Consider the following 23,996-nt stretch of genomic DNA (forward strand, 5'->3'; position numbering starts at 1 on the left):
TTTACATGATTTCGCGAGAAATTTATACATTTTTTGCAACCTTATTTGGATTCATATCGTGTCATTTTTATCCGATATTGCTTAGGCGTATCACCCGTATATTCTTTAAATAATTTGCAAAAATAACCTTCATTCACAATTCCTACTTCCTCGCACAATTCCAATAAAGAATAATCCTGAACATTTAACAGCTCGAGAGCTAAGTGAATTTTTTTGCGGTTGATGTAGCTGATAACGCCCTCGTTCATTGTTTTTTTGAATAAGCTGCTAAAATACGATGGAGCTAAATTCACTTCCTCAGCAATAGCCTCAAGCGTTAATCTCTGTTTCAGGTTTTTCTCTATAAAGCGCATAGCACTCATGATTTCTATACGATGTAAAAGCTGGCCAGCGTGTACATATTCGAATGTGAAGTCGCCAATATAGGCAAGCTGCTCCCGAAATGTCATGAATTTTATGGGAAACTCTGATGCATCCGTGGTCAACGAGTTCCCTGATTTAAATTTCGCAGTAATGTCTCTGTACAAGCTTTGAAGCATAGGTGCCATGATGGACTTATGAATCTTATAATCCGTTACAAATTGGTTTAAAGCAGAGAGTTCTTTCTCCAGCTCTTCCTTGGAAACTTTCCTTTGTACCCATGTGAGAAAATCAGCCAGTTTCAGCTGAAAGTCCTCCTTTTTGTCATTACGGTAATGGAACCGATGCATGGGTGTTTTGACTACTTTCTCTTCATGATAATAGAAATCCTCACTCACGATATTAGCTTCCATGTAAGCTTGTTTGATAGATTCCCAGCCTCGGTGCGGACCTCCAAAAGCGACGGATACCCTTTGATTCAAATATTGATGTAAATGGGAGACGATCTGACTACCCAATGAATGGCAAGCATATTCCGTGTCCATATCGCTGCGATTATTTTCCCAGGAAAGAAAGCCAATAAAACGATTATCGGATAGATCCGCTGCTACACCTCTGCCACCATTCACCACAGTTTCTTCGATTATATTCGTAATCGCATATTTCAAGATGTTTTGATCAGACGCTGAATAATCGTTTCGGAAACTTTCATACAAATTCATTTCAACAATGAAGCAGCAATAGTTGGCTTGAAAGAAATGGAATTGCATGCGATTGGCAAAATCTGATGCCCGATGAGAAGGAATTTCGCCTCTGATAAGCTCATTAAAAAATTGCTTTCGGACTCTATATTTATTTTCAAGCACGGATACGTTTAACGATTGAAATTCCGCTTCTTTTTTCTTAACCTCATTTAAAATCCCGGCTGCCTTATCTAAAGCGCGATCTAAATCCTTTTCCCTGAGCGGAACCTTAACAATGTACTCCAAGACGTTGGCTTGAATAGCTCTCTGGGCGTATTCAAAGGATGAATAAGCGGTCAAAAGAATGTATTGGGTATGGGGAAGCTTTGGTTTTAGCTGCTCAATCATGGAAATTCCATCCATTCGAGGCATAACGATATCAGATATCACGATATCCGGCTTAAGCTTTACGATCTCCTCTATCCCCTCCAGACCATTTTTTGCTTTTCCCACTAAATGAAATCGCTTATCCCTATGGGAGAGCTCGTTAAAAAACAATTCCAATCTCTGAATGATTAGATCTTCATCGTCAACAATGAAGCAGGTGTAGTCTCTCACCATCATGCATCTCCTTTAAACGAGCCTGCTGGGAATAAGGCTTGAACACGGGTTATTTCCTTAGGTATGCTTATGATTTGAAGCCCGAATTGTTCTCCGTAGTGAAGTTTTATTCGGTCATGAATATTATTTAACCCGATTCTTTTCCTTTTCAATTCCACATCACTCGGTTCTGAAATCAAAATATGCTTTATTTTATCAGTTGGAATTCCCTCGCCTAGATCAACTACTTCTATGATGACGATGCCGCCCTCCCTGTACCCATGAATAGTAATAGGGCCTTCGATCCCCCCTCCGTTGTAACCATGGAAGATACTATTCTCCACAAGGGGCTGCAGCAGCATTCGAAAAACTGGGAAATCTATTAAATCTGCTTCGATATTTTCAATCAAGTGGAAGTTCCTGTTATAGCGGATGTTCTGGATCGCGATATAGTCCGATACATTTTGCAATTCCTGACGTAGTGAAACCTTCTCCGAAGCATCAGCTATCCCATATTCCAATATTGAAATGAGAGACTCGATCACCACATCTACTTTCTCTATTTGTCCGATTCGTATGACATTGCTGATAGAACCAAGCGTGTTATACAGAAAATGAGGGTTTATTTGAGACTGAAGCACTTGGATTTCCAGCTTCCGCTCAAGTTCATTATGTAGCTCTGCTCCCCGTATCAGTTCCACAATTTGCTGAAGCATACGATCGAATGCGCGGGAGAGATCTCCAAACTCATCGTTTCGGTTAATCGATATTGTAGTTGTGAGGAGGCCTTGCTCCACCCGCTTCATTTTTGTTTTGAGCGCATAGAGAGGGGTCCTTATATATTTGGCAATAAAAAAGGAAATGAACAGACTTAAGAGAAGACCTGCAGCTAGAAGCCCGATATAATAGGTTTCCAATCTGGACAAAGCAGCTTTCAAGCGTGATTCATCGTTGATCGAGATAATGGTCCAGTTGAATTTCTCAGTCGGTTTTTTCAGAAGGGAGACTGGAATACCATCCTTGGTATGTAGTTGAAGGCTTGTTTCTGTAGTATCCAGAATTTGTTCCGCCGTCGTTTCACCGATTGAAAAAGTATGATCTTGAATATTCATGGGTCCTTTATTTTCCGAAAATCCGGCAATGATTTTTCCCGATGCGGTGATTAGAGCCAAATCCATTTGTTCTTTTTTATTAATCTTGAACAAGGTTTCTTCAATGGCATTTAGATCCAAATCTACAGCAATGGCCATAGGAAACGGAGCACTGTTCAGATATCGAACCATCGTAACTGTCCAGCCGGAATATTTAGATTTGTAAGGATCACTGACAAATGTAGTCCTTCTATTCTTGTCAGCCGCATCAAACAAAGGTTCTCTTTCAGCTAAAGGTTCATCGAATATTCGGGTAGGTGTACTCCCGCCTAGAATGGATAAATCGCTTTTGATCAAATAAATATTACTGACGTAATTACTATTGAGTTCATACAGCTCTCTTAATTGCTTTTTAATTACTTCTGTATTGTCAATGTTGGCTTTCACCGATGTTTCGACCGAGAACAGGATCGTCTGAAAGGAGGAAAAATTAACTGTGAAATACTGATCTACCTTGTCTAGTATTTGGTTGGTGTAATAAATGTCAGTTTTTCTTATTTCCTTTTGGACATAGTGGTAAGACAATTGACTTATCAAGATTATGCAGCTTAATACAAATGCAAATACGATAAAAAATAATTTTAAAGGCAAGCTGATTCTTCTTCGCATCTATCATCTTCCTTTTAAATCTGTATTAAACAAATAATAGCATATGATAAGAAGAAACGCCTTCGGCGTCCTTTTTAAGGACGATAAGCGTTTCTTCGAAAAATAGAAGGAGAAAGTATATAGTAAAACTTATACTTTCTTATATTTCAATAAAGAGAGGGGCTATTTATAGCCTCTCTCTTTGTTTAAAAGATAAGAATTTATATGCTTCGCGCATAAATGTTCCTTATCTTTCTTGCTGAAACGGTACCGTCCTTTTAAAGGACGGCGAAGCCGTTTCTACTTGATTTACTTAATTAAGCCCGCTTCTTTAAATTGCTTGATTACTGTGTCCTTATATTTCTGCATGTCAAACTTGGTATCCAACGTATTGAGGAAATTCTCCCAGTTAGAAAGAGGATCTTTTCCGGTCATAAATTTGACCAAACTTTCATTAATGAAACGTTGGCGGTCAGCTGCCAATGTATCGTTCGGGTCTTCAGTCAATAAATTCCCGGGCAAAGTAGGCGCCACGTACTTCTGATTGTTCTCAAAAGCTTCTGCCGTCTTAGGATTCTGGAAGCTGAAGTACTCAGCATCATCACCACGACGCGGCATTCTATAATGGTCAACCCATAGGTACTTTTCTTTCATTTCCTTTGATAATTCGGAGGTTTTATTCTTGATCTTGCCGTCCACTAAATCCCAATGAATCCCTTTAATTCCGTATGCAAAATTCGGATATGCTTCTTTGTCCGTAAAGAGATAATTCAGCATGGATAAGATCCGAATGATTTTGTCCTTATCCGCTTTCTTGGATATGGCCCATGAATTGCCTTGGAACGATTTTCTCTCTACAATTTGATCACCATAAGGACCTATCATTGGAGGAATGACGATCCATTCCGGTACCTCTCCACTGATTTCTTTCATTTTCTGCTGATAATCCGGTTCCAGCCTGCGTGCATCTCTTATCATGAAGCCAACTTTACCCTTAAATAACTTTTGGTCCAACAAATCGGGAGTATTCATCGTCACCCAGTCTGGATCTACAACTTTGGCTTCCATCATTTTATTGATATAAGCGAGCGCCTCTTTCATTTTTGGGTCGGTATACAGGAACACCGGTTCATTGTCTTTCACATCAATGGCTGATGGAGGATTGACGCCAAACATCCACATTAAACTATCGAAGCCGTAGGTTTGCAGATTCCCTTCTTTATTCATGCCGCCTATGAATCCGTAAGTATCGTTTTTGCCATTACCGTCCGGGTCTTTCTCTGTAAAGGCTTTCATAACTTCGAATAACTCGTCAGGTGTCGTTGGCACTTCCATATTCAGCTTTTTCAGCCAATCATTGCGAATGAAGAAGCTTCGACTGATACCATTTACATTATCATAACCTGGAACCCCAATGGTTTTTCCTTGATAGGACATCGCCTCCCAGGAGTCGTTGCTAAAACGTTTCTGTAATTCAGGAAATTGATCCAGATACGGTGTCAAATCCGCAAGAACGCCTTGGTCATAATATTGCGCGAGATCAGCCCGGCTTTTCAAGAAAATCAAATCTGGAATATCTCCTCCAGCAATGAGCGTATTTAATTTAGTCGTTGCTTGACCTGATTGAGGAATCATCATTTCCAAGTCGATATTTACTGCTTTCTCCAACATTTGTCGTTGGATATCTTCTTCACGGGGAGGAATCGGAGCAGCAGCATTGAAAGTGCCTTGGTTAAACATCGAAATTTTCAATTTTTTTTCAAAGGGACTAGACTGGCCTTGTGAATTACCCGTAGCTGACGATGTAACCTCTTTTTTGTCCCCACATCCTGACAATACCGTTCCCACACCGACCATTGCTGTCAGAATAGCAAATGTAATCGCTTTACGTTGCATAATGACCTCTCCTTTGCTTCTATATTATCACGGTTTCCCCGTAACAACTCAGGTTGGAATTTCTTTTTAACCTTTAACAGATCCCAAGAGTACACCTTTGGTAAAATGCTTTTGCATAAATGGGTAAACGATCAAAATCGGAACTGTAGTCACAACAACTGCTGCCATTTGTATAGCGAACGTACTAACAGCTCCGGTATTGGCAAGCGAATCAGCACTTTGTGTTGCGACGTTAAGCAGGATGTTGCGCAAGATCACTTGAAGCGGCATTAAGTTGGAATCATTGATATAAACAATAGCGTCGAAATAACTATTCCAATGCCCGACTGCGTAAAATAAGGAAATTGTGGAAAGGACGGGCAAGGACAAGGGTAAAATGATCCGCCATAACGACTGAAGCTCACTTGCACCGTCTACCCTCGCCGATTCCTCGATTTCAGCAGGCAATTGCTCGAAAAAGCCTTTAATGATCACCAGATTAAATGCACTAATGAGATTTGGAATAATCAATACCCATGGACTGTTTAGCAATCCCAGAGAGCGGACTAGTAAATAAGTCGGAATTAATCCTCCCCCAAACATCATGGTAAAGACAATGAATAGTAAAAATGGGCTTCGACCCGGCAAATATTTTTTGGATAACGGGTATGCCGCAATTACCGTAAAGAACACATTGAGAGCAGTTCCTACTATTGTTCGAAACAATGTAATTTTATACGCCTGCCCGATACCATGAGAAATGAATACTTCTTTATAGGCTAGAAAGGTAAAGGTTTCTGGTATAATAACAATTCCTCTTCTTAACACTTCCGATTCTGGCGTCACTGAAACAGCAACCACATATAGAAAGGGTAGTAAGCAAAGTAGAGCTAGCAAAATAAGAATAAAATAAACGACTGCTTGCCAGACTTTCTCTCCGATTGTCAAATTGATCATATTGATAACCACCTCACCAAATTTGCCCATCGAATTTTTTGGCGAGCTTATTCGCTGCCAACACTAAAACAAATCCGATGACCGCTTTAAACAATCCCACAGCAGTAGCCAAGCCAATCTTAAGTCGCTCGAGCCCTTCACGGTATACCCATGTGTCGATAATGTCGATCTTCTCCTGATTAAAGCTGTTGGCAAACATGAATATTTGGTCAAAACCAGCATCCAGAATATGGCTTAATTTAAGGATCAGCATCAGAATCATCACGCCTCGAATGCCGGGAAGTGTTACATGCCATAGCTGTCTCCATTTGGAAGCGCCATCAATTCTAGCCGCTTCATATAAGCTTGGATCGATTCCTGCTAGTGCTGCAAGGTACAATATCGCTCCCCATCCAATATCCTTCCATATTTCAGATAAGATGATCAGCAGTCTGCCCCAGGCAGGTTCCGTTAGGAATGAGATGGGTTCAACTCCAGCTTCCTTCAAAATCATGTTAAAAAGACCATCCCCTGGGGCTAATAATGCCACCATCATTCCATAAACAATGACCCATGATAGAAAGTGGGGTAAATAAGTGATCGTTTGTACGATTTTCTTAAACCATTGGGTATAAACTTCATTGAGCAGCAAAGCAAGTATGATAGGAGCTGAGAAACCGAACAATAGCTTATACAGCGATATGATTATCGTATTTCTCATGATGTCCCAGAAATAAACGCCGTTCATAAAATCTGTAAAATTTCTAAATCCCACCCATGGACTATCCCATAGTCCCAATGCTAGGTTATAGTTTTTAAAAGCAATAATGATTCCCGCCATAGGAACGTATTTGAAAACGGCAAAGTAAAGTAATGCCGGGAACAAGAGAGCGTACATCACTTTATACTTTTTTATCGTTCTTATCCATGAATTTCGCTTTTTGGTGAGGGGAATGGCGTCCGCTGCCAATTTTGCTTGCATATCATCACCTCGTCTTTATTTATATTTGTATAATAGCATCCCACTACCCGAATAAATTTCTGTGATTTCAAGAATTTCTTATAAGATTTTAAGTAAGTACAGCCTTGGATAATTCCAATACAATAGGCATGATTGTCTTGATTTAAAGCTGTACAATAACTCTGACTCGAAAGTTTGAGTATAGACCAAATACAATCCTGAGGTCCCAAACAAAAAAAGCCCTAGAAAAAATTGGGCTTAATTCAATGAGACATGTTTTTTATATAATGCATCCACGTATTTTATTTTCCATTACTAAAAACTACATTCATGAGCAAAAAAGGCTTCCTCCAGCGTGGAAGGATTACCTTTTACTTCTCCAATGTTCCATCAGCAACGATTGTTCCATGCTTAATAATCATCACATCATCAACCGTCGCTGCATGCTCTTCCATTAGATGAATGGATAGTAACACCGAGTTTCCAGCTTCAGCCCGTTCTCGTAAGTTTAGACTTCTCATTAAATAAATCAATAGTGCTTATGACTGAGCCAAAATTCCTTTAACAAACAATGAGACACTGTGCTTGTAGAACTCTTCCTCGGTGACGAGTTGGGATTGATATTGCCGGTGAATCAGCTCGCTCATCTGAAATCCGTAGCACATCGAGAGAAAAGACATTGCGACAAGACGCTCATCCTGTCTGGCTATAACTTTTTTATTCTGCAAGCGTTGAAAATATTCAACCAGCAAGGAGTGAAGCTTCGCCGGCGGATCGGCTAGCACTCTGTCTAATTCGGGAAGCATTCCTTTGTCGCGGATGCCAATCAAAATGATGTCCGCATTTTTATGGAAAAACATACGGTACTGCTGGCTTACATTCAGCAGATCAACTTCCGGATTATCGGTCGCGTCCTCTTTTAACAGCTTCTCAAATTGCGGGATATCCGAATGTCTTTCAATGATGGCTTCCAATATGCCTTGCTTGCTTCCAAATTGCCGAAAAATCGTAGATTCATTGACTTTAGCTTCCGTTGCAATGGCTTTGGTGCTTACTCCCCGATAGCCATTCTTTTTGATGAGCTGTGTCGCGGCTTCAATGATTCTGTCTGAAGTTTGCATTGTACTTCTCCTTTTGCATATGTTAATCCTATTCTACTACAAGTTTTGCATATGCAGCAGGGTCGGGGTTCATCATTTTGATAAACGTTTTTTTTAAGGCAAATCACTTCTTTTTTCCCAGCGGCTTGGTTCCGTAATCTTGACATGATCAGGCACCAATTGCGTGAGCGTGCCTAATTTATCAAATGTAATCTGGATTCGGTCAGAGGGCAACAGCCATTCTTCGGTCTCGATTGCGCAGCAATCCGGTATCGTCCCCATTCCTATAATTGTGCCCGGGAGTGGCGTGAAAACTTTGAGAACCTCCTCCATCACTTTTGCAGGGTGTGCAGAATACTCGGATGTGCTTCCCTTCCAGTGCAGTCTCTCCCCGATGCGTACATCCACATCCAGTGCCAGCGGGTTGTCGATTTCATCCGGCGTTACCAGAAATGGTCCTATTCCTTTGCTTCGATCGAAATCTTTGCAGCGCGTCGGTCCGGTCATCGCCTGGAAATCCGGCCACTGCACATCTCGGACAGTACTGTCGTTAAAAATAACATAACCTGCAATGCAGTTCCCCTTCCCTGTAACAAAGGCCAGCTCCGGCTCGATATCCAGGTAGGAAGAGTACGAAGGCCAATGAATCGTATCCCCATCGCCAATTAATGCATTATGGTTACACTTATAATAACTGAAAGTTACTTTATTCAGATCTTGCTGGAATTTTTCGGAAATTTTACGTGTAAGCTCTTCTCTTTCCGGCCCTGTATATTCTCTTTGCAGCAGATTTACGCCAGCATTTCTCAGATGTCTTGGCGTCAGCCCGAAATCGATAAGCGCAGCCGGATTCGGAACCGGCGGTAGCAGGTTTACCGCTGCAATCGGGCTGATTTCATTTTCATTGAATTGATGCAACTGTTCGACAGCATATTGCATCATTTCCTTAGCGGCATCATAACTTGCCGGCAAATAATGAAGATAGCTGTCCATACTTTCAAGACTGTCAACGAATGTTCCCTGCTTTTTCATGATTGCGGCAAAAGACACGACAAATTTCTCGTTAATTACAAGCCCAAACAAAGGTTCCTGGGATATTTTGGTTTGAAAGGTTACTAGCTTCATGTTGCAGCGCCTCCATACATGTAGTGTGATGTTGTTCTGTTACATCATATTACATGGAGCAAATGCATGCAAGTACATGCTTGCAATTATGTTTTCCACTCTCTATAATAAAGGCATGCTTTACCCCAAAAACATATACGCAAAGGAGAATTTTCATGAAGTATGGACGTATTATCCAAAAACCTCGCGTTAAATTTTTTGAAGTCGCAGATGGCGTCTTTGCCGGTATTTCGCCGTATCGCGGGATCAGTTGGGCCAATGCCGGGTTCATCAACAAGGGTGAAGGGCTGGTGTATGACACGTTCTTCGATTTGTTCCATGCACGGGAAATGCGGGAGGCTTTTAAGGAAGTAAGTAACGGTGGCTCTCCCGCATATGTGGTGAACTCGCACTATAACAGTGATCATGCCTGGGGAAACAAAGTGTTTGAAGATGCTTGCATTATTATGCACAAGGAAGCGTCCAGAGAGCGTCTCACCGAAAATATCGCCTGGATGGATAACGTCATCAGAAGAGGAAAGGATTCTCCGGAATCGACTTCGGGCGAGCGGTTTTTTGCAGCAGAATTTGAAGGATTCGACCTGGAAGGCGTAGAATGGGTGCTCCCGAATATTGAGATAAAGGACGATATCAACATCCGTCTTGGCGATACGGAAGTTATGATTTACAACGTAGCTCCGGCCCACTCTGACAGTGACTTGCTGCTGTGGATGCCTAAAGAAAAAGTGCTGTTCGCCGGCGATGTCGTGTTTAACGGGTGTACGGCATACAGCGAAGAGGGAACCCACAATTGGGTTAAAGTGCTTGACCGCATTATTGATGAAATTAAACCCGAAATCGTTATTCCAGGACATGGCGCCATCTGCGGCCTGGACTTCGTGAAGGAGCAGAGAGACTACCTCCTGAACTTGATCAGCGAGTTCAACAAGCATTACAATGACGAAATTGATGCCTTGTCCCTGACCAAGCAAATTGATATTTCCCGCTTCCTTCATTGGATTCAGCCAGAACGCTTGTATGTTACAGTGGATATCCTATTGAAAAGCAAACGAGGGTTACCCCCCTTTCCAATTTGGAACGAAGTGCCTGCTAAGCTGGAAGACATGAAAGCTTTTTTGGCTGGAAAATATGGCAATCAGATCAAGCCATGGGACCCTATGAGTGTTTGGCAAGAATAGCAATTTACAGCTAACCTATGAAAAACAAAAAACGGCCCTGTCGCAAACGATGCGAACAGCGGCCGTTTTTTTGAATTGTTCAACGGAATTAAATGGGCGCTTAGAACCGATTATGATCAACCCCAACTAGATTTGGAGAAGATTCCCGTTGTTTTAATATTTATTATTCCAAATAGCCTTTTGCAATTTTCATCAAAGTTTCTTTGCTTACTTTATTTATGTCTCCACGTAAAGTATAGGCGTATTTCACCTTTTTGTCTGGGCTCTCGTATACCCATTTCAGCTCGTGCGTCTGCGAAGGAGCAAATTCTGTATGCAGCATTTCTACTCCCTTCACTTGAACCTTCTCCTGCTTAAATTCAACCTTCTCGTCAATATACATTGTAGGATCGCTCTTTCCACTCAGATTAGTGATATTAACCCCGATTTTATCTTCGCCATTTTGATACGTAGCAAAGAGAAGGAAAAACTGATCTGTCATTTCAACCGGCATCATGGCATATCCCTGATTGGATTCTTCCGCCTGCTTTCTCAGCTTTTCTGCCATTTTCTTTTTTTCTTCCGAAGAAGGAGGATTCACTTCCTGAGCATTTTTAAAGATTACGTCCGCCTTTTGGAATGTATAATTTCCATTGACTTTGTCTGCGATCTTAATGGATTTATCCGTAATCTTATCTCTCAATTGAGAAAGATCTTGGAAGATAGTCACCTTCGTTCCAAGAATTGTTTCATGATTCGGATTATTGGCAACCATATAGAACAGCCCAGCTTCCCCGTTCTTTAGCACCTTATCCTTAAGTTCATAAAATGCCTTGTAACGCTCTATCTCATCTTTCGATTCTGCTTTTCCGTAATCTTTCGTCGATTTAGTCTCATATACGACTTCGCCATCCTTATTCGTCAAAGAATGATATTGAACTGCCGCATAACCTGTGGAGGCCATTAACATCATCCCTACACACGCAGTCAAAACAACTTTATATTTCATAAAAAACCTCTCCTTTTCTTTTGGCTTAGCATGTAATATTCTCATTACTTTTCCTGTCAAGTCGGCGTCGGGAATGCGCGGGTCATCAAACAGTCTTTTCAAATCCCGATCCCTGTCCATATTCATACACTCCCACTCCCTTCACTTGAGCATAATACTTTCGAAATTTTGCAGATGCACGTTCGTATTTTTTACGAAGGCTGGCACTGTTTTTGCCGAGAATCAATCCGATCTCCTGGTAGCTTTTATCCTCGACACAACGTAAGATTAACAAATTACGCTCTTCCGCCGATAATTTTGCCATGGCTTGATGTACGGATTCATCAAAATAGTTGGCTTCAATATGCAAGTCGACTTCATTATTTTCTTTCTCATCCTGGTAAAAGAAAGGCAAATATTTCACCAACTTTCGCTTACGGATGATGTCGATACATTGATGGTAGGCAATCTTGTATACCCAGGCGCCAAAATCTATTTGATATTGGGTATATTTCTTCAAGGTGCGGAATGTCTTCAAAAATACTTCCTGTGCGTTATCCTCGGCTTCGGCGTAATTGCCCAGCATATGATAACAGTAGAGAAAAATCGGTTTTTGATAAACCTCCATGATTTTTTCGAATTTTTCTGTGTCCCCATCCAACACATCTGCAATGATCTGACTTAACTCCGTATCATTCAAGCTGTCTCCCCCCCTTTCACTCTATACAACGAAGAGCTCGACCCAAAATGTGACAGCAATTGTTTATGTATTAAGCCATAGCTAATTACTTCAAAGAGTATGCCATGATAAACCTTAGGAATATCATAACTTTGTATCACCTCATTTTCTGTAGTAGATTCAAAGAAAAAACGAATTTTGGTGTTTACCTAAATCTTATATAAAAAACGAAAGGTGCCCTAAACAGCCATAAAATGGCTTTCGGGACACCGCAAGGAATTAATCAGTATTTTGTTTTAGATATTCATCTAGGTACGATTGGTGAAATGAAACTGTAATAAGTAGTTCTTAGCACTTCATAAATCCAGATCGTCAGTTTACTCATGAGCAGCCCAATCGATTCGAAATTGTTTCTCTTGATGTCCATTTCCTTCTCCTATTAAACTGCATACTTTATTCTATTAACAAGAAGGGAGCTGAATGCAATGGGACTTAGTTTTCGTAACAATACGAGTTTAACTGTATATGTTGCCTTCGCATATTACTCCTCTGCAAGCTGTAATCAGGGCTCTAACCCCTTGATACCTTGGCCCAGCTGGTATGAAGCGGTAGGTTGGTACACAATAAATCCAGGTCAAACGGTAGAGGTATTGAGTGGGGCAGTCAACAATCGAGAGATATATTACTATGCTGAATCTACAGATAGGAGTCTTGTATGGTCAGGTGTTAACTATCTTACTCTACCGCAAAATGCTTTCAAACTTTGTGGTGGCGCAGGTTACTGTGATGCTCCGCTTTGTAGAAGGCTAGGATTGAGAAAAATCAGTATTGGTAACTTCAGAAATTACACAGTTAATATTGTATCTAGTAATACTCAAAGTCAATCTAAGTTTTTAAATGTCAACACGGCAGTTCCTGGTAAAAATAAGAATGTTGGCCGGAGTACCTCTCCTATTAAAGGTCTTCGAGTTGTACGGCCTGCTGCTGGCAGAAAATCTATCTCGAAACGTTAGACGTAAAAATGCAGAAACAGTCTTGGGCTTTCCTATTCAGTTCAAGACTGTTTCTACTTTTCAAATCTTCACACTCCAACTTCTCCGATCATTTGCTGTTCGATTTGTTTCATCTCATAAAAATAGCCTTTTTGCCCCATCAACTCCGAATAGGAACCCGTTTCGACTACCTTGCCTTGGTCCATGACCACAATTCGGTCCATCTCTTCCAATCCGGTTAGCCGATGACAAATCAAGAGAAGCGTATCATTAGCCGCCTGTGCGTAGAGATGCTTCAAAACGTGATGCTCTGTCACATAATCCAGCGATGAAGTTGGTTCGTCCAGAAGCCATACCCGTCCTTTGCGGAGCATCGCTCGCGCCAGAGCCAACCGCTGCTTCTCGCCGTCTGACAGATTCTCTCCTTTTTCATACACCATATCGGTCAACGATGTATCGGGCAGCTGCATTTTAGCTAGCACATCCAACAATTGTTCGTCAGTATGTTCTTCTCCATTCAGCAGCAGGTTGTCCCGGATCGTTCCCCGGAAAAAATGACTTTGCTGAAACACTACATTAGCCGTTTGCCAAATGCTCGTCTCATCCAGTTCCTTCACCGAAGTACCGTTTAATCGTATATCTCCAGCCGTTGGTGTTCGCAGTTTGAGCAGCAATTCGATAATTGTTGATTTTCCTGACCCACTCGGCCCGACAATCGACGTTTTGGAGCCAGGTATAATGTGCAGGGACACATCCCTGAGCGCCGGTCTCCACTCCCCATCATATTGAAACGTAACATCGGATAGTTCCATCGTAACAGCATGATCAACAGACAATGTGCCACTTGGCTGCGAGGACTGCTCATCAAAGGTCTGAACTGTTTCCGTCAGTCGTTTGGCTGCGTGTTCGCTGTCCTCTTTATACGCGGGTAATGTGGCCATAGCCGTCGCTTCTTCAAATACGGTTTGGGATGCCATGACCAACATGGCAAGAAATACGCCTGCAAGCGCTCCTTCCATAATTAAATAGGCGCCGAGCGTCAGCACTCCCCAGGAAACGAGAAACGTAACAAAAGTGTGCATCGATTGCCCGCGCAACAAGTGCCCGGCTGCTCGTTGCTGTTCAGTTGCCAATACAGCGGAAGCGTGCTGAAGCTGTTCCTCCCGTTGTGCCAATTGACCGTATACTTTCAAATCCCGGAAACCGTACAACACTTCGGTAACTTCCGTAGATAGCTGCGCCCTCTGCTCACGAACGCGTCCATGTATTCTCCGCTGCCCGAGTAACACAATTCCTGGTACAACGAATGCCGTTATCAGCATACCTAGTACAAACAAAACGGCAATCCAGATCGAAAAGGTAGAAGTAAACAGCACCGTAGCCAAAAACACCATGACGACCATGATCGGAGGATAAGCGACTCGCAAGAAATAATTTTGTAAACTTTCGACATCCCCAACGATCCGCGCAAGCAGATCCCCGCTTCGATTTTTGTTCAATATACCAGGCGTTAAAGGAATAAGCTTGGCAAAAAAGGATGTACGTAAACGGCTAAGCATGGAGAATGTCGCCCGGTGAGAATATAAGCGTTCTCCATAACGACTCGCCGCCCGAAGCAGACCAAGCAGTTTGACCATCGAGGTGAGTACAATTAAAGTATAAAGCGGTGGCGCAAATACCGTTTGCGAAATTAGATACCCGCTCGCAGAAAAGAGTGCCACACCGGCTATGCCGGCGATAAATCCACCCAAAATCGAAAGAATGATATCCTTACGCTCCTGAATCATCGCCTTTGACAGAACGGCCAGTTCATTCATGAGGATATCCCCCCTTTCCGCTCTACATCAATCATCTCGGCATATTGAGGCAGGCGACCCAGAAGCTCTTCATGCCGTCCGGAGTCCACCAACACTCCATTGTCCATAAACAAAATCTTGTCGGCTTGTTGAATCGTATATAATCGGTGAGCCACCGTAATCATCGTAGCCGTTTTTGCCAGTTTGGCTATGGAGCGTTGCAGTACCCGCTCGGTGTACAAATCCAGTCCAACTGTGGGTTCATCAAACAAAATGATAGCAGGACGCTTCAAAAAAGCGCGTGCTAAGGCAAGCCGCTGCTTTTCCCCACCAGACAGTCCCCTGCCTCCTTCACCAACAAAGGTATCAAATCCATGCTCCAATTGGGCTGTAAGCGCAGTGAGCCCTGCTTCCTCCCCCGCCCGCTCAATTTCTGCCCTGGAGATGCTCCCACGAGCACCAATCGCAATATTTTCAGAAAATGTGCCTGCAAAAATATACGGATGCTGTGTAATGTAGCTAACATGTTCGAACCATTCGGTTTCATCGTATTGCGAGAGTGGACTTCCATTCACCAGAAGCGTTCCAGATTCTGGTTTCAGCAGACCGGCAATGAGATGGAGCAAAGTCGTTTTACCGGAACCACTTTTACCTACAATCGCAATATGTTCTCCCGGTTTAAACTGGATCCGACCCGTCTCAAGCTTGAATGAATCTGGAGCATATTGAAACTGAAGATGATCTATTTCCATGGGTGGCGGTACTGAAAGATCATTGGAATTTCCAATTTCTAATTTGCTTCTCCTGTCGACCCTATCCATGCTGTCGATCTCGTTAATTCCATCGGTTGTTAATGCTCCTTCAATGCTATTCGCGTCCCTGCTCTCCCCTGCCGGTTCTTCAAGCATCTGTTCCACCTTACGAACCGCACCCATACTTGTCCGGCCACTGTGAAAGGCCGTTCCCGTATTCTTTAACAGGTTGTAAAACTCGGGAACGAGCAACAACACGAGAAAGGCGGTGTGGAACGTCATAGATTTGAAAACAAGTAATTGGATGGCCAGTTCAAGAGCGACAATGCCAATGCTTAGCATCACGATCGATTCCAGCATGAAGGTATTCGTAAACGCAATCTTCAAAATGCCCATTGTGGCATCACGGTAACTAAGGCTACTGTGTTCAATTTTCTGTTGCTGACGGTGTGCCCGTCCAAATATTTTTAACGTCACCAGCCCTTGAAGAGAATCCAGAAACGTACCTGAAAACTCGGCCAGCTGCGCATATTTTTCTTCGGATTTGTTCTTCGTTTTCAGCCCTACCAAAATCATGAATAGCGGGATGAATGGAGCTGTAAATAATAGAATGAAACCTGTGTTGGCATGTTGGATAAATGTAACGACCAAAATCAGAATCGGGATGATAGCAGCTTCCATCATACGCGGCATGTACTGACTGAAATAACTATCAGCCTCATCCACAGCATCCAGAGCAATACTGACCTTCCCTCCCGTCTGTCCACGAAGGGTTGAAGGCATGGAAGCATGGGTTAAGTTTTGCAGCACGGCTGCGCGCATATTTGTCTTGGCAGTGGCAGCCATTCGCAAGCCAACTTTACCGTTTCCATATGACAACAATGTGCGTACAGCCATAACAGCCAGAAGAATGCCTAGCAACAGGATAACCGATGAAAATGAAGCTCTCTCCACAAAAATCCGTTGGACTGCTTCAGCAAGCAGTCCAGCCTGACTCACAATAGCTGTACCCAGCCCGAGCGAAAGGATCGCGAGGAGGGCCAGGTTTTTCCTTTGTGAAGACATTTGTTGAGAAATCAGACTGGATTTCCTCGGCACAGATCACACCTCCTTTATATATAGGCTTGTAGAGAAACCTCATACACGCCGTAATGGATCAATTAGCTTTATTTTTTCCCTTTTACATAATCCGCATCAAACAGGAAGAGCTTGAAGACCAGAATAAGGGATGGGATCAACAGGCACAGACCGCCGATAAACACAACAACTAAGGCTAAGCCCATTGCTGGTGAAGTTGCACTGCTCTGAATCGTGATATACGGATCGAGAATATAAGGGTATTGCCCAATCCCATAAGCGAAAAAGGCACAGAAAAATTGCAGCATGATGCATATGAAAGCTAATCCGTAACGGCGTCCGTTATATAACAGCCACATCGCGATCATGAAGAAAGCAACGGAAAGTGCCAAGAGCCACCATAAATCCATCATATTTTGAAAATGCCGCTCATTGTGTTGACCCAAATAGATAAATGCTGTCAGTGCGAGAATTATCGTCGGTGTGCTCCAAAACAGGGCGTAGTTCCGCATCAGCTTCAACGCGGAATGATCCTCTGCACGAGATGCGTAAAAAGTCAGAAATGAGCCGCTTATGAACAAAACGGACACGATTGCCAGTCCAACGATGCTCCACGATAACGGATTGGTAAACAGCGCCCAGTAATCCAGAGAAACCGTCTCAGTCTGTTTCACAATAAAGCCGCCTTCAGACAAAGTAAGTGCCACTGACAACGAAGCCGGAATAAGCAGACCTGTAGCTCCGTACAAAAAAAGATATACTATGTTTTTTTTGGAACCATAATTTTCAAAAGCGTAGAACGAACCGCGAATCGCAAGAAGAATAACTGCAATACTTCCCGGAACAAGCAGCGCAGAGCCATAATAATAGGCTGTGTCCGGAAAAAATCCGACGATGCCAATATAGAAAAAGATGAAAAACACATTTGTGATCTCCCAAACGGGTGATAAATAACGGGAAATCAGACGATTAATGAGATGATCCTGCTTCGTCAAACGGGCATAAAAGGCGAAGAATCCTGCTCCAAAATCAATGGAAGCTATAATTAAATAGCCGTACAAGAACAGCCAGAGCACCGAGATGCCAATTATTTCGTAACTCATCATTCAGTGCCCCCCTTTTCCACAGATTGATTAGGATGTTCCTTCATCCATTTCTCCATCTCAGCTTCTGCCGGATTATTGTTGAACAAACGTCTTAGCACGATTACACACATAGTGCCGAGTACGATGTACAAGAGTAATAAGGCGAAGAATATAATTCTTACATTCGGTGAAGTCGTGGCAGCCTCCTCTACACGCATATATCCGCGGATAATCCACGGCTGTCGCCCAACCTCTGCATAAAACCAGCCCAGCTCTACAGCTAGAAAAGCGAGCGGTGCGATCAGTGCGATGATGCCAAGCATCCACTTGTTAAGCACATTTCGTTTTTTCCAGAACACAAACAGGAAGTACAGGACCGAAATCGCGAGCAGAGCAAATCCGATTCCAGCCATTAAATCAAACAGGTAATGAACAAGAAGCGGTGGCCATTCTTCCTTGGGGAATTCCTCCAGCCCCGTTACCTCCGCATTAAAGTCTCCAAAGGCCAGGAAGCTGAGCACTTTCGGCAAATGAAGAGCCCCTATCACTTCATGCTCTGCATTCAGCCATCCCATTAGAACCAAGTCCACACCGCTACCCGTCTCAAAATGCCACTCTGCCGCTGCAAGCTTCTCTGGCTGATGCTCGGCCAAAAACTTGGCGGACACATCACCAGCTAATGTGTTCAGCAAGCTGAACAGCAAAACGACCGCCATCATGAGATTCAAGGATTTTTTGTGGTATGCGGACACTCCTTTTCTCAGCATCGCAAAGGCTGCAATCCCGGCTAACAAGGCAGCTCCTGTCAAATAGGCCGAGCTTAATACATGGAATACCTTGGAGAACGTCGCCGTATTCAGCATCGCTTGCACCGGGTCAATCGCTGTGAATTGGCCCGCTTCCATGACAAAGCCTCCAGGCTGGTTCATGAATCCGTTCACCGTCGTAATAAAAACGGCAGACATGCCTGCCCCGGCGACAATCGGAATCGTCAACAGCCAATGGATATACGGATTTTTAAACCGATCCCACGTATACAAATAAATGCCCAGGAAGATGGCCTCAAAAAAGAACGCGAACACTTCCATGAATAACGGAAGTGCAATAACATTCCCAGCCAGTTTCATAAAATTCGGCCATACCAGGGCTAATTGTAGTGATATGGCTGTACCGGTCACGACACCAACCGCTACAGAAATGACAAATCCCCGAGACCATCTCTTTGCCATAAGTGTATAATGGGGATCCTTTTTGCGGATCCCGATGAACTCTGCAATAGCGATCATTAGCGGTATACCGACGCCAATCGTCGCAAAAATAACGTGGAACCCGAGAGTCAAGCCTGTCACCAGCCTGCTCCATAGCACCGTATCAATTGCCATTCTTTACTGCTCCCTTCAAACGCTGTTCATTTTTCGTCATAACTTGATGCTTATGATTAGGCCGGCTAATTCTGGGGCTGCATTCAATATCAGGTTTAGCAGGGCTCAGCGACATCTTTGCCTGTTCGTTTTAGTATGACGTTCCTCGTTCTTTGCTATGTAAAAAGAGAAAAATTTCACAAAGCAAGAGTTGGCGAGCCTGATTTACCTGATACTGAGCAGTCAAATTAATAACGTGACCTAATGATTAAAATCATCTTATCTTAAATTGCAAGTAATTCAATCACAGATATCTCTTAATCCCTAAATGTTCAAGAAAGGGTCAAATCTTTCTGACAACTCAGTGAATAACATAAAAAGAACCCAAAAGAGCTATTGATTCAATAGCGTATATATGATTTCACAAGTCTCCTCCTACTTCGATGTTAGAAAAAAACAATATTTCCTCATTTTAACCTCTAATTTATACCCCCTTCTGCAACAAAAAAAACACTGACTCAAATCATCAGTGTTTTTGAATTAAAGCTAATGTCATCTTCGTCATGACAAATCTTTCTCCATTTCATATTGCTCGATGTATACGTCAAGACCAACACTTTGAAGGAAACGTATAGAATTTGTATCTCTTTTGTCTACATTATTGACGGTGATGATAGAATGTCTCTCTCCCATCCAATGAAATAAGGAACGCCCAAATCCCTGGTTTCTTTCTTCTCGCAAAATACCGAACTGTACAACTGCTCCGTTGGCCGATTTTATTACCGCGTATCCACAAATCTTATTCTCTTCCCTTATCGTGACCACATCGTATAAATGCGGATTTCGTAAAATTGCATGAACAGATTGTTCCCAGGAAGGTTCAAAATTCCAATAAGAATGTACCGATGTCCAATCGAATTCTTCCAGTCGAACCATAGTAATGAGTGTATGTCTATGATCGTCCGGAAGGGTGACATCAATACGCCCCTTGAAACAAGCCAATTCTCTATGAATTTCAAATCCTATGGCGGTATACGCTTTTATAGCTTTATCATTCGTTTGAATCACTTCAAGCAAACACTTTTGAATATGAGCTTCTTTAAGGATGGGAAGAGCATGACGATAAATTTGTTCGACTAGCCGTCTCCCTCTATATAAAGGAACGACTCCTGTACCAGTATTAAATGCAGTACTTTCGCCGTTACGATCCCCGATGCCATGCATAACAAATGCAACCAGCTTCTCTTGATCAAAAGCACCAAACGACATCTGATAATTAACTCCCGCACCTGCAAATTTATCAGCTAAATTCTCCGAAGAAACATGAAATGGAATTACATAATCGGAGAAGGCTTCGTTAAAGCAAGTTGTAAACTCTTGTAATTCAAGATCCTTAACACTTTTGATCAACATGTAGTTTTTTTCTCCTTTTCTTTTGGTACTAAGTTCTTAATCATCAGCCAATCTCCAATTCATCATTTAGTACGGCCATAGAAAAAAGAATACCCATCTGACTTTCCAAGCTTAGTCGTCTCCGTTCCGTCCACTATCTTGACCGCCTTCAGTAACGATATAATTTGTGTATTCATGAGCTTTGCATCAAATTTGCCCATCTCTCTATCTTCACTATCCACAAGCAGATAGTCGGGCATTGGAATGAAGCCAATCACCGGTACCCCTGCTTCAAATAAAGGCTGACTCTCTCCAAACTCAAACTTGTTATGTCCACGTAATAATACAGTACGTGTGCCGTCGGTGTTTTCAATAGCCTTCAGCCAAATGGCCGCCATCATTTCATTGCCCGCATAGGTATATTCTGTACTCATTTTTCCAGTTGGTCTATAGTGACCCGTATCATCGTCCTTCCACTCCATACTGCCTAAATGCTCAACCGTAATTCCAGCTACAGCTTTTATATGGCCTTTCTTGCCATCCCAGAGTTCTCGATGCCCCTCCATCCAAGTGGAAGTCGCCTGAGAAGATCCTTTGAAATCCGGTAATCTAAAATGGCCTGTCACAAAGGCGAAAATCATCGTACGTTCCGGCTGCTCCTGCTGTAAGTAACGAATCATGGACAGCATGCCCACAGCACCATTTTCCTCCACCACATTTATCCCATCCGTATGGGTATTTATGATAATCGCTTCATCTTTATTTTTCCCGTCAATTTTCACATAAAAGGATTCTGTTGGAGCATTTTTTTGTATTTCCGCTTCTAAAATAACCGTACCTTCTTTGTGCTTCTGGGCTGCATTGATCACCTTTTTCCCTTCCGTTTCATTGACCCAGATCGCAGGAATTCCAGCATAATCGGTAGTAAAAGGCACATACTGCTTTTCAACCTTATCGTCGGATACCCCTTTCCAGACAACAACAACAGCTTTCACACCCATTCCCTTCGCTTGCTCCAATTTAGCTTCTTTTAAAGCTGTAGTGAGGACTAGATCGCCTTCATTTGGGGCAATTTGGCTTTCCATTGGAGAGGAATCCCGCATGTTCATAACGATCCCACTTGGGAAATTTCTGAAATTCTCGATTTCAATGACAGCAATTTTTCCGCTGGCCTGGTCATACTCACCACGCTTCGTATATACCAGCTCCCCTGTTACCCCATTTTCGTCAGTTTCCCCGGAATAAGGAAAAGCTGAAGAGACATGAATTGACTGCTGATCAATCATTAAAGAGCTGCTCTTTTCTTCCCATCGGTCAAAAGTATAGTGATCACGATAAACTTTCAGCCCCATATCTGTTACCTGTTGCTCCAGCCATGAAATAAATTGATTATGACCCTCAGATCCAGTTGTACGGCTTCCAAAAGAATTCATTACTTCAATATCCTTCAGCATCACTGCTGCAGAATCCAATTTACGTTCATCGATCATCACAGCCGCATCAGTTGGTAATGCCACAGGTATTGTAATAGGTTTTGCATAGATTCCAATACCACAAAGTACAGTAACGATAAGAGCAGCAATGCTGATTAACACTTTACGAACCACTATCAATGGAGTGACTCTACTGCGCACCTTTTGTCCAAAGAGTCCTCTCCATATGCCCGCTACGATCAGCAGCAAGATAGAAAGCGCAAGCAGCCAAAACTCTCTTGTTAGTAAGAACAACCCTTCTCCCACCATCGCACTAATTAACACTACATGTAACTTCTCACGCTTCTTTAAAAGTAAAAAGGAGATGCCTAATTCCGCTAACAAAAGGATAATGGTCACTGTCGAGATTACCGTTTCTTTACCAATAAATACCGTAGCACAAAGTGCTAGGATCAAAAGCAGCCCCGCTGACAATCGTCTATATAAGTTCTCTAACATGACGCCCTCCTATTGTATCTACTCCTATTTTGACATTACATTTGTAATGCCTTATGGTTTTAGCATATTGAAAAGACTCATGTAAAACAATAAAATGAACACCAGAATGTACAAACGGAGGGGAAATGTCATCTCAAATCATGAATTATACAGTCCGAATACCTCTCAGCATCGTTCCAATAAAGAAACCAACCGTTTGACAAGAGAAGCCATCTGCACGGCATTAGTCTACTTGATCCAGGAACAGCCTTTTAACAAAATCACCATCACCGATATTGTGAAGCGTGCAGGGGTCTCTCGAACGGCCTATTACAACAACTATTCCTCCAAGCAAGAGATCCTGGTGGATTTGGTCGATTCGCTTATTTTCGAAATTAATCAAAAACTCTTACCTTACACAAATGAATTAACAGGCAAAGCTAAGGAACCTCAAAAATTTATCAGAGTGCTTTTTGAAGTTGTTTTTCAGCAGCGGAACATCTACAAAGCACTTCAAAGCGCAAAGTTTGATGATGTGATTCTGGATTGCTTGAATGAAATGATGCTCTCTACTGCTCACGACAAAAGCGATGAAAATGTGTATCGAATATACTTTAAAGCGGGGGCCCTCTATAATGTTCTCCTCAAATGGATACAATCCGACTTTGCAAAATCCATTGATGAGATGACCATGATTTGTCTTGAAGTGTACCATACTCCGATGTCCAAGGAATAAGGGGGGATTATCAGCAAAAAAACGTTCACTCATCAATTGATGGGTGAACGTTTCAAGCCTAATCATCTAGCAATATGCAGCTGCGGCAGAAGCCCGAATGCTCAACATGTTGAAGACGCCAATACCACGTGATGTATTGGCGTCTTTGTGATTTAACGGCTAAGGATTATTGCACGTACACGGTGATCGTATTACTCGATGTCACTCCAGCTTCGTTCACAAGCTCGCATCGATATTCATACGTGCCCGCCGGTAGATCACGGATCTCCGTTACTGCCGATTGCGCTTGAGGTGTCTTATTGGTGAGCGTCTGGGTATCGATGAGCACGCCGTTCTCATAAAGCCGGTACGACGACCCATTTGTTCCCCACCACATGTTCATGCTCACTTTGAAGGTTCCATCCCCATTCCAGTTATCATGTGAGAGAACTGGTTGGCCTGGATCAGCATCGGTCACGCGCACAGTTAGTATGTTGCTTCGCGTGGTACCGAATGCATTTGTCAGTTCAGCGAAATAGCGGTACGTACCGTTTGCCTTGTACGTCACGGAGGTGACTGTGGATTGGGCTTGAGGTGATGCGTCTTTGAGTGTTTGTGTATCGATGAGTGCATCATTCTCATATAATTTGTAAGTCGTACCGTTGTTTCCCCACCACATGTTCATCTTTACGTCATAAGTTCCGTCCATTAAG

Annotated in this window: 20 protein-coding genes and 1 pseudogene; 3 read left to right on the plus strand and 18 right to left on the minus strand. The window is 42.6% G+C overall.

Annotated features, from left to right (window positions below; genetic code table 11):
* Positions 1 to 41: 41 nt before the first annotated feature.
* The 8 genes from NSQ29_RS11355 to NSQ29_RS11390 all read right to left on the minus strand — a co-directional run bounded on the left by NSQ29_RS11355 (position 42) and on the right by NSQ29_RS11390 (position 9,379).
* Positions 42 to 1,667, minus strand: a complete 1,626-nt coding sequence (locus tag NSQ29_RS11355) for a response regulator transcription factor (RefSeq protein WP_341125081.1) — start codon at positions 1,665 to 1,667, stop codon at positions 42 to 44.
* A complete protein-coding gene (locus NSQ29_RS11360) occupies positions 1,664 to 3,403 on the minus strand; it encodes a sensor histidine kinase (protein WP_341125082.1) in 1,740 nt (579 codons plus the stop codon). The genes NSQ29_RS11355 and NSQ29_RS11360 overlap by 4 nt, the downstream gene beginning before the upstream one ends.
* A gap of 288 nt (positions 3,404 to 3,691) precedes the next feature.
* Positions 3,692 to 5,278, minus strand: coding sequence for an extracellular solute-binding protein (locus NSQ29_RS11365; RefSeq protein ID WP_076283685.1), 1,587 nt, complete (start codon positions 5,276 to 5,278; stop codon positions 3,692 to 3,694).
* Positions 5,279 to 5,344: 66 nt separating this feature from the next.
* The gene (locus NSQ29_RS11370) at positions 5,345 to 6,214 is read right to left on the minus strand and encodes a carbohydrate ABC transporter permease (protein ID WP_313636918.1); all 870 of its coding nucleotides are present in this window, start codon (positions 6,212 to 6,214) and stop codon (positions 5,345 to 5,347) included.
* 13 nt (positions 6,215 to 6,227) lie between these two features.
* Complete coding sequence (locus NSQ29_RS11375; protein ID WP_042188436.1) at positions 6,228 to 7,175, minus strand: ABC transporter permease; 948 nt, start codon at positions 7,173 to 7,175, stop codon at positions 6,228 to 6,230.
* A gap of 350 nt (positions 7,176 to 7,525) precedes the next feature.
* On the minus strand, positions 7,526 to 7,675 hold the full coding sequence (locus NSQ29_RS11380) for a hypothetical protein (RefSeq protein ID WP_231573272.1): 150 nt from the start codon (positions 7,673 to 7,675) through the stop codon (positions 7,526 to 7,528).
* Positions 7,676 to 7,693: 18 nt separating this feature from the next.
* Complete coding sequence (locus NSQ29_RS11385) at positions 7,694 to 8,275, minus strand: TetR/AcrR family transcriptional regulator (RefSeq protein WP_076283687.1); 582 nt, start codon at positions 8,273 to 8,275, stop codon at positions 7,694 to 7,696.
* Between the two features lie 93 nt (positions 8,276 to 8,368).
* Complete coding sequence (locus tag NSQ29_RS11390) at positions 8,369 to 9,379, minus strand: fumarylacetoacetate hydrolase family protein (RefSeq protein WP_340969691.1); 1,011 nt, start codon at positions 9,377 to 9,379, stop codon at positions 8,369 to 8,371.
* Between the two features lie 155 nt (positions 9,380 to 9,534).
* Here NSQ29_RS11390 and NSQ29_RS11395 point away from each other — a divergent pair, with 155 nt between their 5' ends.
* Complete coding sequence (locus tag NSQ29_RS11395) at positions 9,535 to 10,557, plus strand: MBL fold metallo-hydrolase (protein WP_076299837.1); 1,023 nt, start codon at positions 9,535 to 9,537, stop codon at positions 10,555 to 10,557.
* Positions 10,558 to 10,720: 163 nt separating this feature from the next.
* Here NSQ29_RS11395 and NSQ29_RS11400 read toward each other — a convergent pair whose 3' ends face one another.
* The 3 genes from NSQ29_RS11400 to NSQ29_RS11410 form a co-directional block, all read right to left on the minus strand.
* A complete protein-coding gene (locus NSQ29_RS11400) occupies positions 10,721 to 11,545 on the minus strand; it encodes a hypothetical protein (protein WP_340969689.1) in 825 nt (274 codons plus the stop codon).
* A gap of 85 nt (positions 11,546 to 11,630) precedes the next feature.
* Positions 11,631 to 12,224, minus strand: coding sequence for an RNA polymerase sigma factor (locus NSQ29_RS11405; RefSeq protein WP_042188431.1), 594 nt, complete (start codon positions 12,222 to 12,224; stop codon positions 11,631 to 11,633).
* A gap of 283 nt (positions 12,225 to 12,507) precedes the next feature.
* Positions 12,508 to 12,630 carry a hypothetical protein gene (locus NSQ29_RS11410; RefSeq protein WP_269321747.1) on the minus strand — a complete coding sequence of 41 codons (123 nt, stop codon included), beginning with the start codon at positions 12,628 to 12,630 and terminating at the stop codon, positions 12,508 to 12,510.
* A gap of 58 nt (positions 12,631 to 12,688) precedes the next feature.
* On the opposite strand from NSQ29_RS11410, the gene NSQ29_RS11415 reads away from it, so the two are divergent.
* On the plus strand, positions 12,689 to 13,216 hold the full coding sequence (locus tag NSQ29_RS11415) for a DUF1036 domain-containing protein (RefSeq protein ID WP_042188430.1): 528 nt from the start codon (positions 12,689 to 12,691) through the stop codon (positions 13,214 to 13,216).
* 68 nt (positions 13,217 to 13,284) lie between these two features.
* On the opposite strand, the gene cydC is transcribed toward NSQ29_RS11415, so the two are convergent.
* From cydC to NSQ29_RS11445, 6 genes are all read right to left on the minus strand, one after another.
* A complete protein-coding gene (gene cydC / locus NSQ29_RS11420) occupies positions 13,285 to 15,012 on the minus strand; it encodes a thiol reductant ABC exporter subunit CydC (RefSeq protein WP_341125083.1) in 1,728 nt (575 codons plus the stop codon).
* Positions 15,009 to 16,808 carry a thiol reductant ABC exporter subunit CydD gene (gene cydD / locus NSQ29_RS11425; protein WP_445739191.1) on the minus strand — a complete coding sequence of 600 codons (1,800 nt, stop codon included), beginning with the start codon at positions 16,806 to 16,808 and terminating at the stop codon, positions 15,009 to 15,011. The genes cydC and cydD overlap by 4 nt, the downstream gene beginning before the upstream one ends.
* A gap of 101 nt (positions 16,809 to 16,909) precedes the next feature.
* Positions 16,910 to 17,926: a cytochrome d ubiquinol oxidase subunit II gene (locus tag NSQ29_RS11430; RefSeq protein WP_341125085.1), complete on the minus strand. Its 1,017-nt coding sequence runs from the start codon at positions 17,924 to 17,926 to the stop codon at positions 16,910 to 16,912.
* A complete protein-coding gene (locus tag NSQ29_RS11435) occupies positions 17,923 to 19,287 on the minus strand; it encodes a cytochrome ubiquinol oxidase subunit I (RefSeq protein WP_341125086.1) in 1,365 nt (454 codons plus the stop codon). Before NSQ29_RS11435 ends, NSQ29_RS11430 begins: the two co-directional genes overlap by 4 nt.
* Positions 19,288 to 19,827: 540 nt before the next feature.
* Complete coding sequence (locus NSQ29_RS11440; RefSeq protein ID WP_341125087.1) at positions 19,828 to 20,679, minus strand: GNAT family N-acetyltransferase; 852 nt, start codon at positions 20,677 to 20,679, stop codon at positions 19,828 to 19,830.
* 62 nt (positions 20,680 to 20,741) lie between these two features.
* Positions 20,742 to 22,589, minus strand: a complete 1,848-nt coding sequence (locus NSQ29_RS11445) for a hypothetical protein (protein ID WP_341125088.1) — start codon at positions 22,587 to 22,589, stop codon at positions 20,742 to 20,744.
* A gap of 106 nt (positions 22,590 to 22,695) precedes the next feature.
* Here NSQ29_RS11445 and NSQ29_RS11450 point away from each other — a divergent pair, with 106 nt between their 5' ends.
* A complete protein-coding gene (locus tag NSQ29_RS11450; protein ID WP_341125089.1) occupies positions 22,696 to 23,304 on the plus strand; it encodes a TetR/AcrR family transcriptional regulator in 609 nt (202 codons plus the stop codon).
* A gap of 166 nt (positions 23,305 to 23,470) precedes the next feature.
* Here the strand turns inward: NSQ29_RS11450 and NSQ29_RS31525 are convergent.
* Positions 23,471 to 23,980 (minus strand): annotated as a pseudogene (locus NSQ29_RS31525) (chitinase N-terminal domain-containing protein); the annotation flags it as partial.
* Between the last annotated feature and the right edge of the window lie 16 nt (positions 23,981 to 23,996).

This window comes from Paenibacillus sp. FSL F4-0236 (assembly GCF_038000135.1).
Classification (GTDB): Bacteria; Bacillota; Bacilli; order Paenibacillales; family Paenibacillaceae; genus Paenibacillus_AQ.

What these genes read in the sequence shown, in the direction of transcription:
- NSQ29_RS11355 (WP_341125081.1), bottom strand. Translation starts at nt 1,667, where the DNA reads ATGATGGTGAGAGACTACACCTGCTTCATTGTTGACGATGAAGATCTA.
- NSQ29_RS11445 (WP_341125088.1), bottom strand. Translation starts at nt 22,589, where the DNA reads ATGTTAGAGAACTTATATAGACGATTGTCAGCGGGGCTGCTTTTGATC.
- NSQ29_RS11380 (WP_231573272.1), bottom strand. Translation starts at nt 7,675, where the DNA reads ATGAGAAGTCTAAACTTACGAGAACGGGCTGAAGCTGGAAACTCGGTG.
- cydD (WP_445739191.1), bottom strand. Translation starts at nt 16,808, where the DNA reads ATGTCTTCACAAAGGAAAAACCTGGCCCTCCTCGCGATCCTTTCGCTC.
- NSQ29_RS11430 (WP_341125085.1), bottom strand. Translation starts at nt 17,926, where the DNA reads ATGATGAGTTACGAAATAATTGGCATCTCGGTGCTCTGGCTGTTCTTG.
- NSQ29_RS11435 (WP_341125086.1), bottom strand. Translation starts at nt 19,287, where the DNA reads ATGGCAATTGATACGGTGCTATGGAGCAGGCTGGTGACAGGCTTGACT.
- NSQ29_RS11360 (WP_341125082.1), bottom strand. Translation starts at nt 3,403, where the DNA reads ATGCGAAGAAGAATCAGCTTGCCTTTAAAATTATTTTTTATCGTATTT.
- NSQ29_RS11415 (WP_042188430.1), top strand. Translation starts at nt 12,689, where the DNA reads ATGGGACTTAGTTTTCGTAACAATACGAGTTTAACTGTATATGTTGCC.
- NSQ29_RS11440 (WP_341125087.1), bottom strand. Translation starts at nt 20,679, where the DNA reads ATGTTGATCAAAAGTGTTAAGGATCTTGAATTACAAGAGTTTACAACT.
- NSQ29_RS11385 (WP_076283687.1), bottom strand. Translation starts at nt 8,275, where the DNA reads ATGCAAACTTCAGACAGAATCATTGAAGCCGCGACACAGCTCATCAAA.
- NSQ29_RS11365 (WP_076283685.1), bottom strand. Translation starts at nt 5,278, where the DNA reads ATGCAACGTAAAGCGATTACATTTGCTATTCTGACAGCAATGGTCGGT.
- NSQ29_RS11410 (WP_269321747.1), bottom strand. Translation starts at nt 12,630, where the DNA reads ATGGACATCAAGAGAAACAATTTCGAATCGATTGGGCTGCTCATGAGT.
- NSQ29_RS11370 (WP_313636918.1), bottom strand. Translation starts at nt 6,214, where the DNA reads ATGATCAATTTGACAATCGGAGAGAAAGTCTGGCAAGCAGTCGTTTAT.
- cydC (WP_341125083.1), bottom strand. Translation starts at nt 15,012, where the DNA reads ATGAATGAACTGGCCGTTCTGTCAAAGGCGATGATTCAGGAGCGTAAG.
- NSQ29_RS11400 (WP_340969689.1), bottom strand. Translation starts at nt 11,545, where the DNA reads ATGAAATATAAAGTTGTTTTGACTGCGTGTGTAGGGATGATGTTAATG.
- NSQ29_RS11375 (WP_042188436.1), bottom strand. Translation starts at nt 7,175, where the DNA reads ATGCAAGCAAAATTGGCAGCGGACGCCATTCCCCTCACCAAAAAGCGA.
- NSQ29_RS11450 (WP_341125089.1), top strand. Translation starts at nt 22,696, where the DNA reads ATGTACAAACGGAGGGGAAATGTCATCTCAAATCATGAATTATACAGT.
- NSQ29_RS11395 (WP_076299837.1), top strand. Translation starts at nt 9,535, where the DNA reads ATGAAGTATGGACGTATTATCCAAAAACCTCGCGTTAAATTTTTTGAA.
- NSQ29_RS11390 (WP_340969691.1), bottom strand. Translation starts at nt 9,379, where the DNA reads ATGAAGCTAGTAACCTTTCAAACCAAAATATCCCAGGAACCTTTGTTT.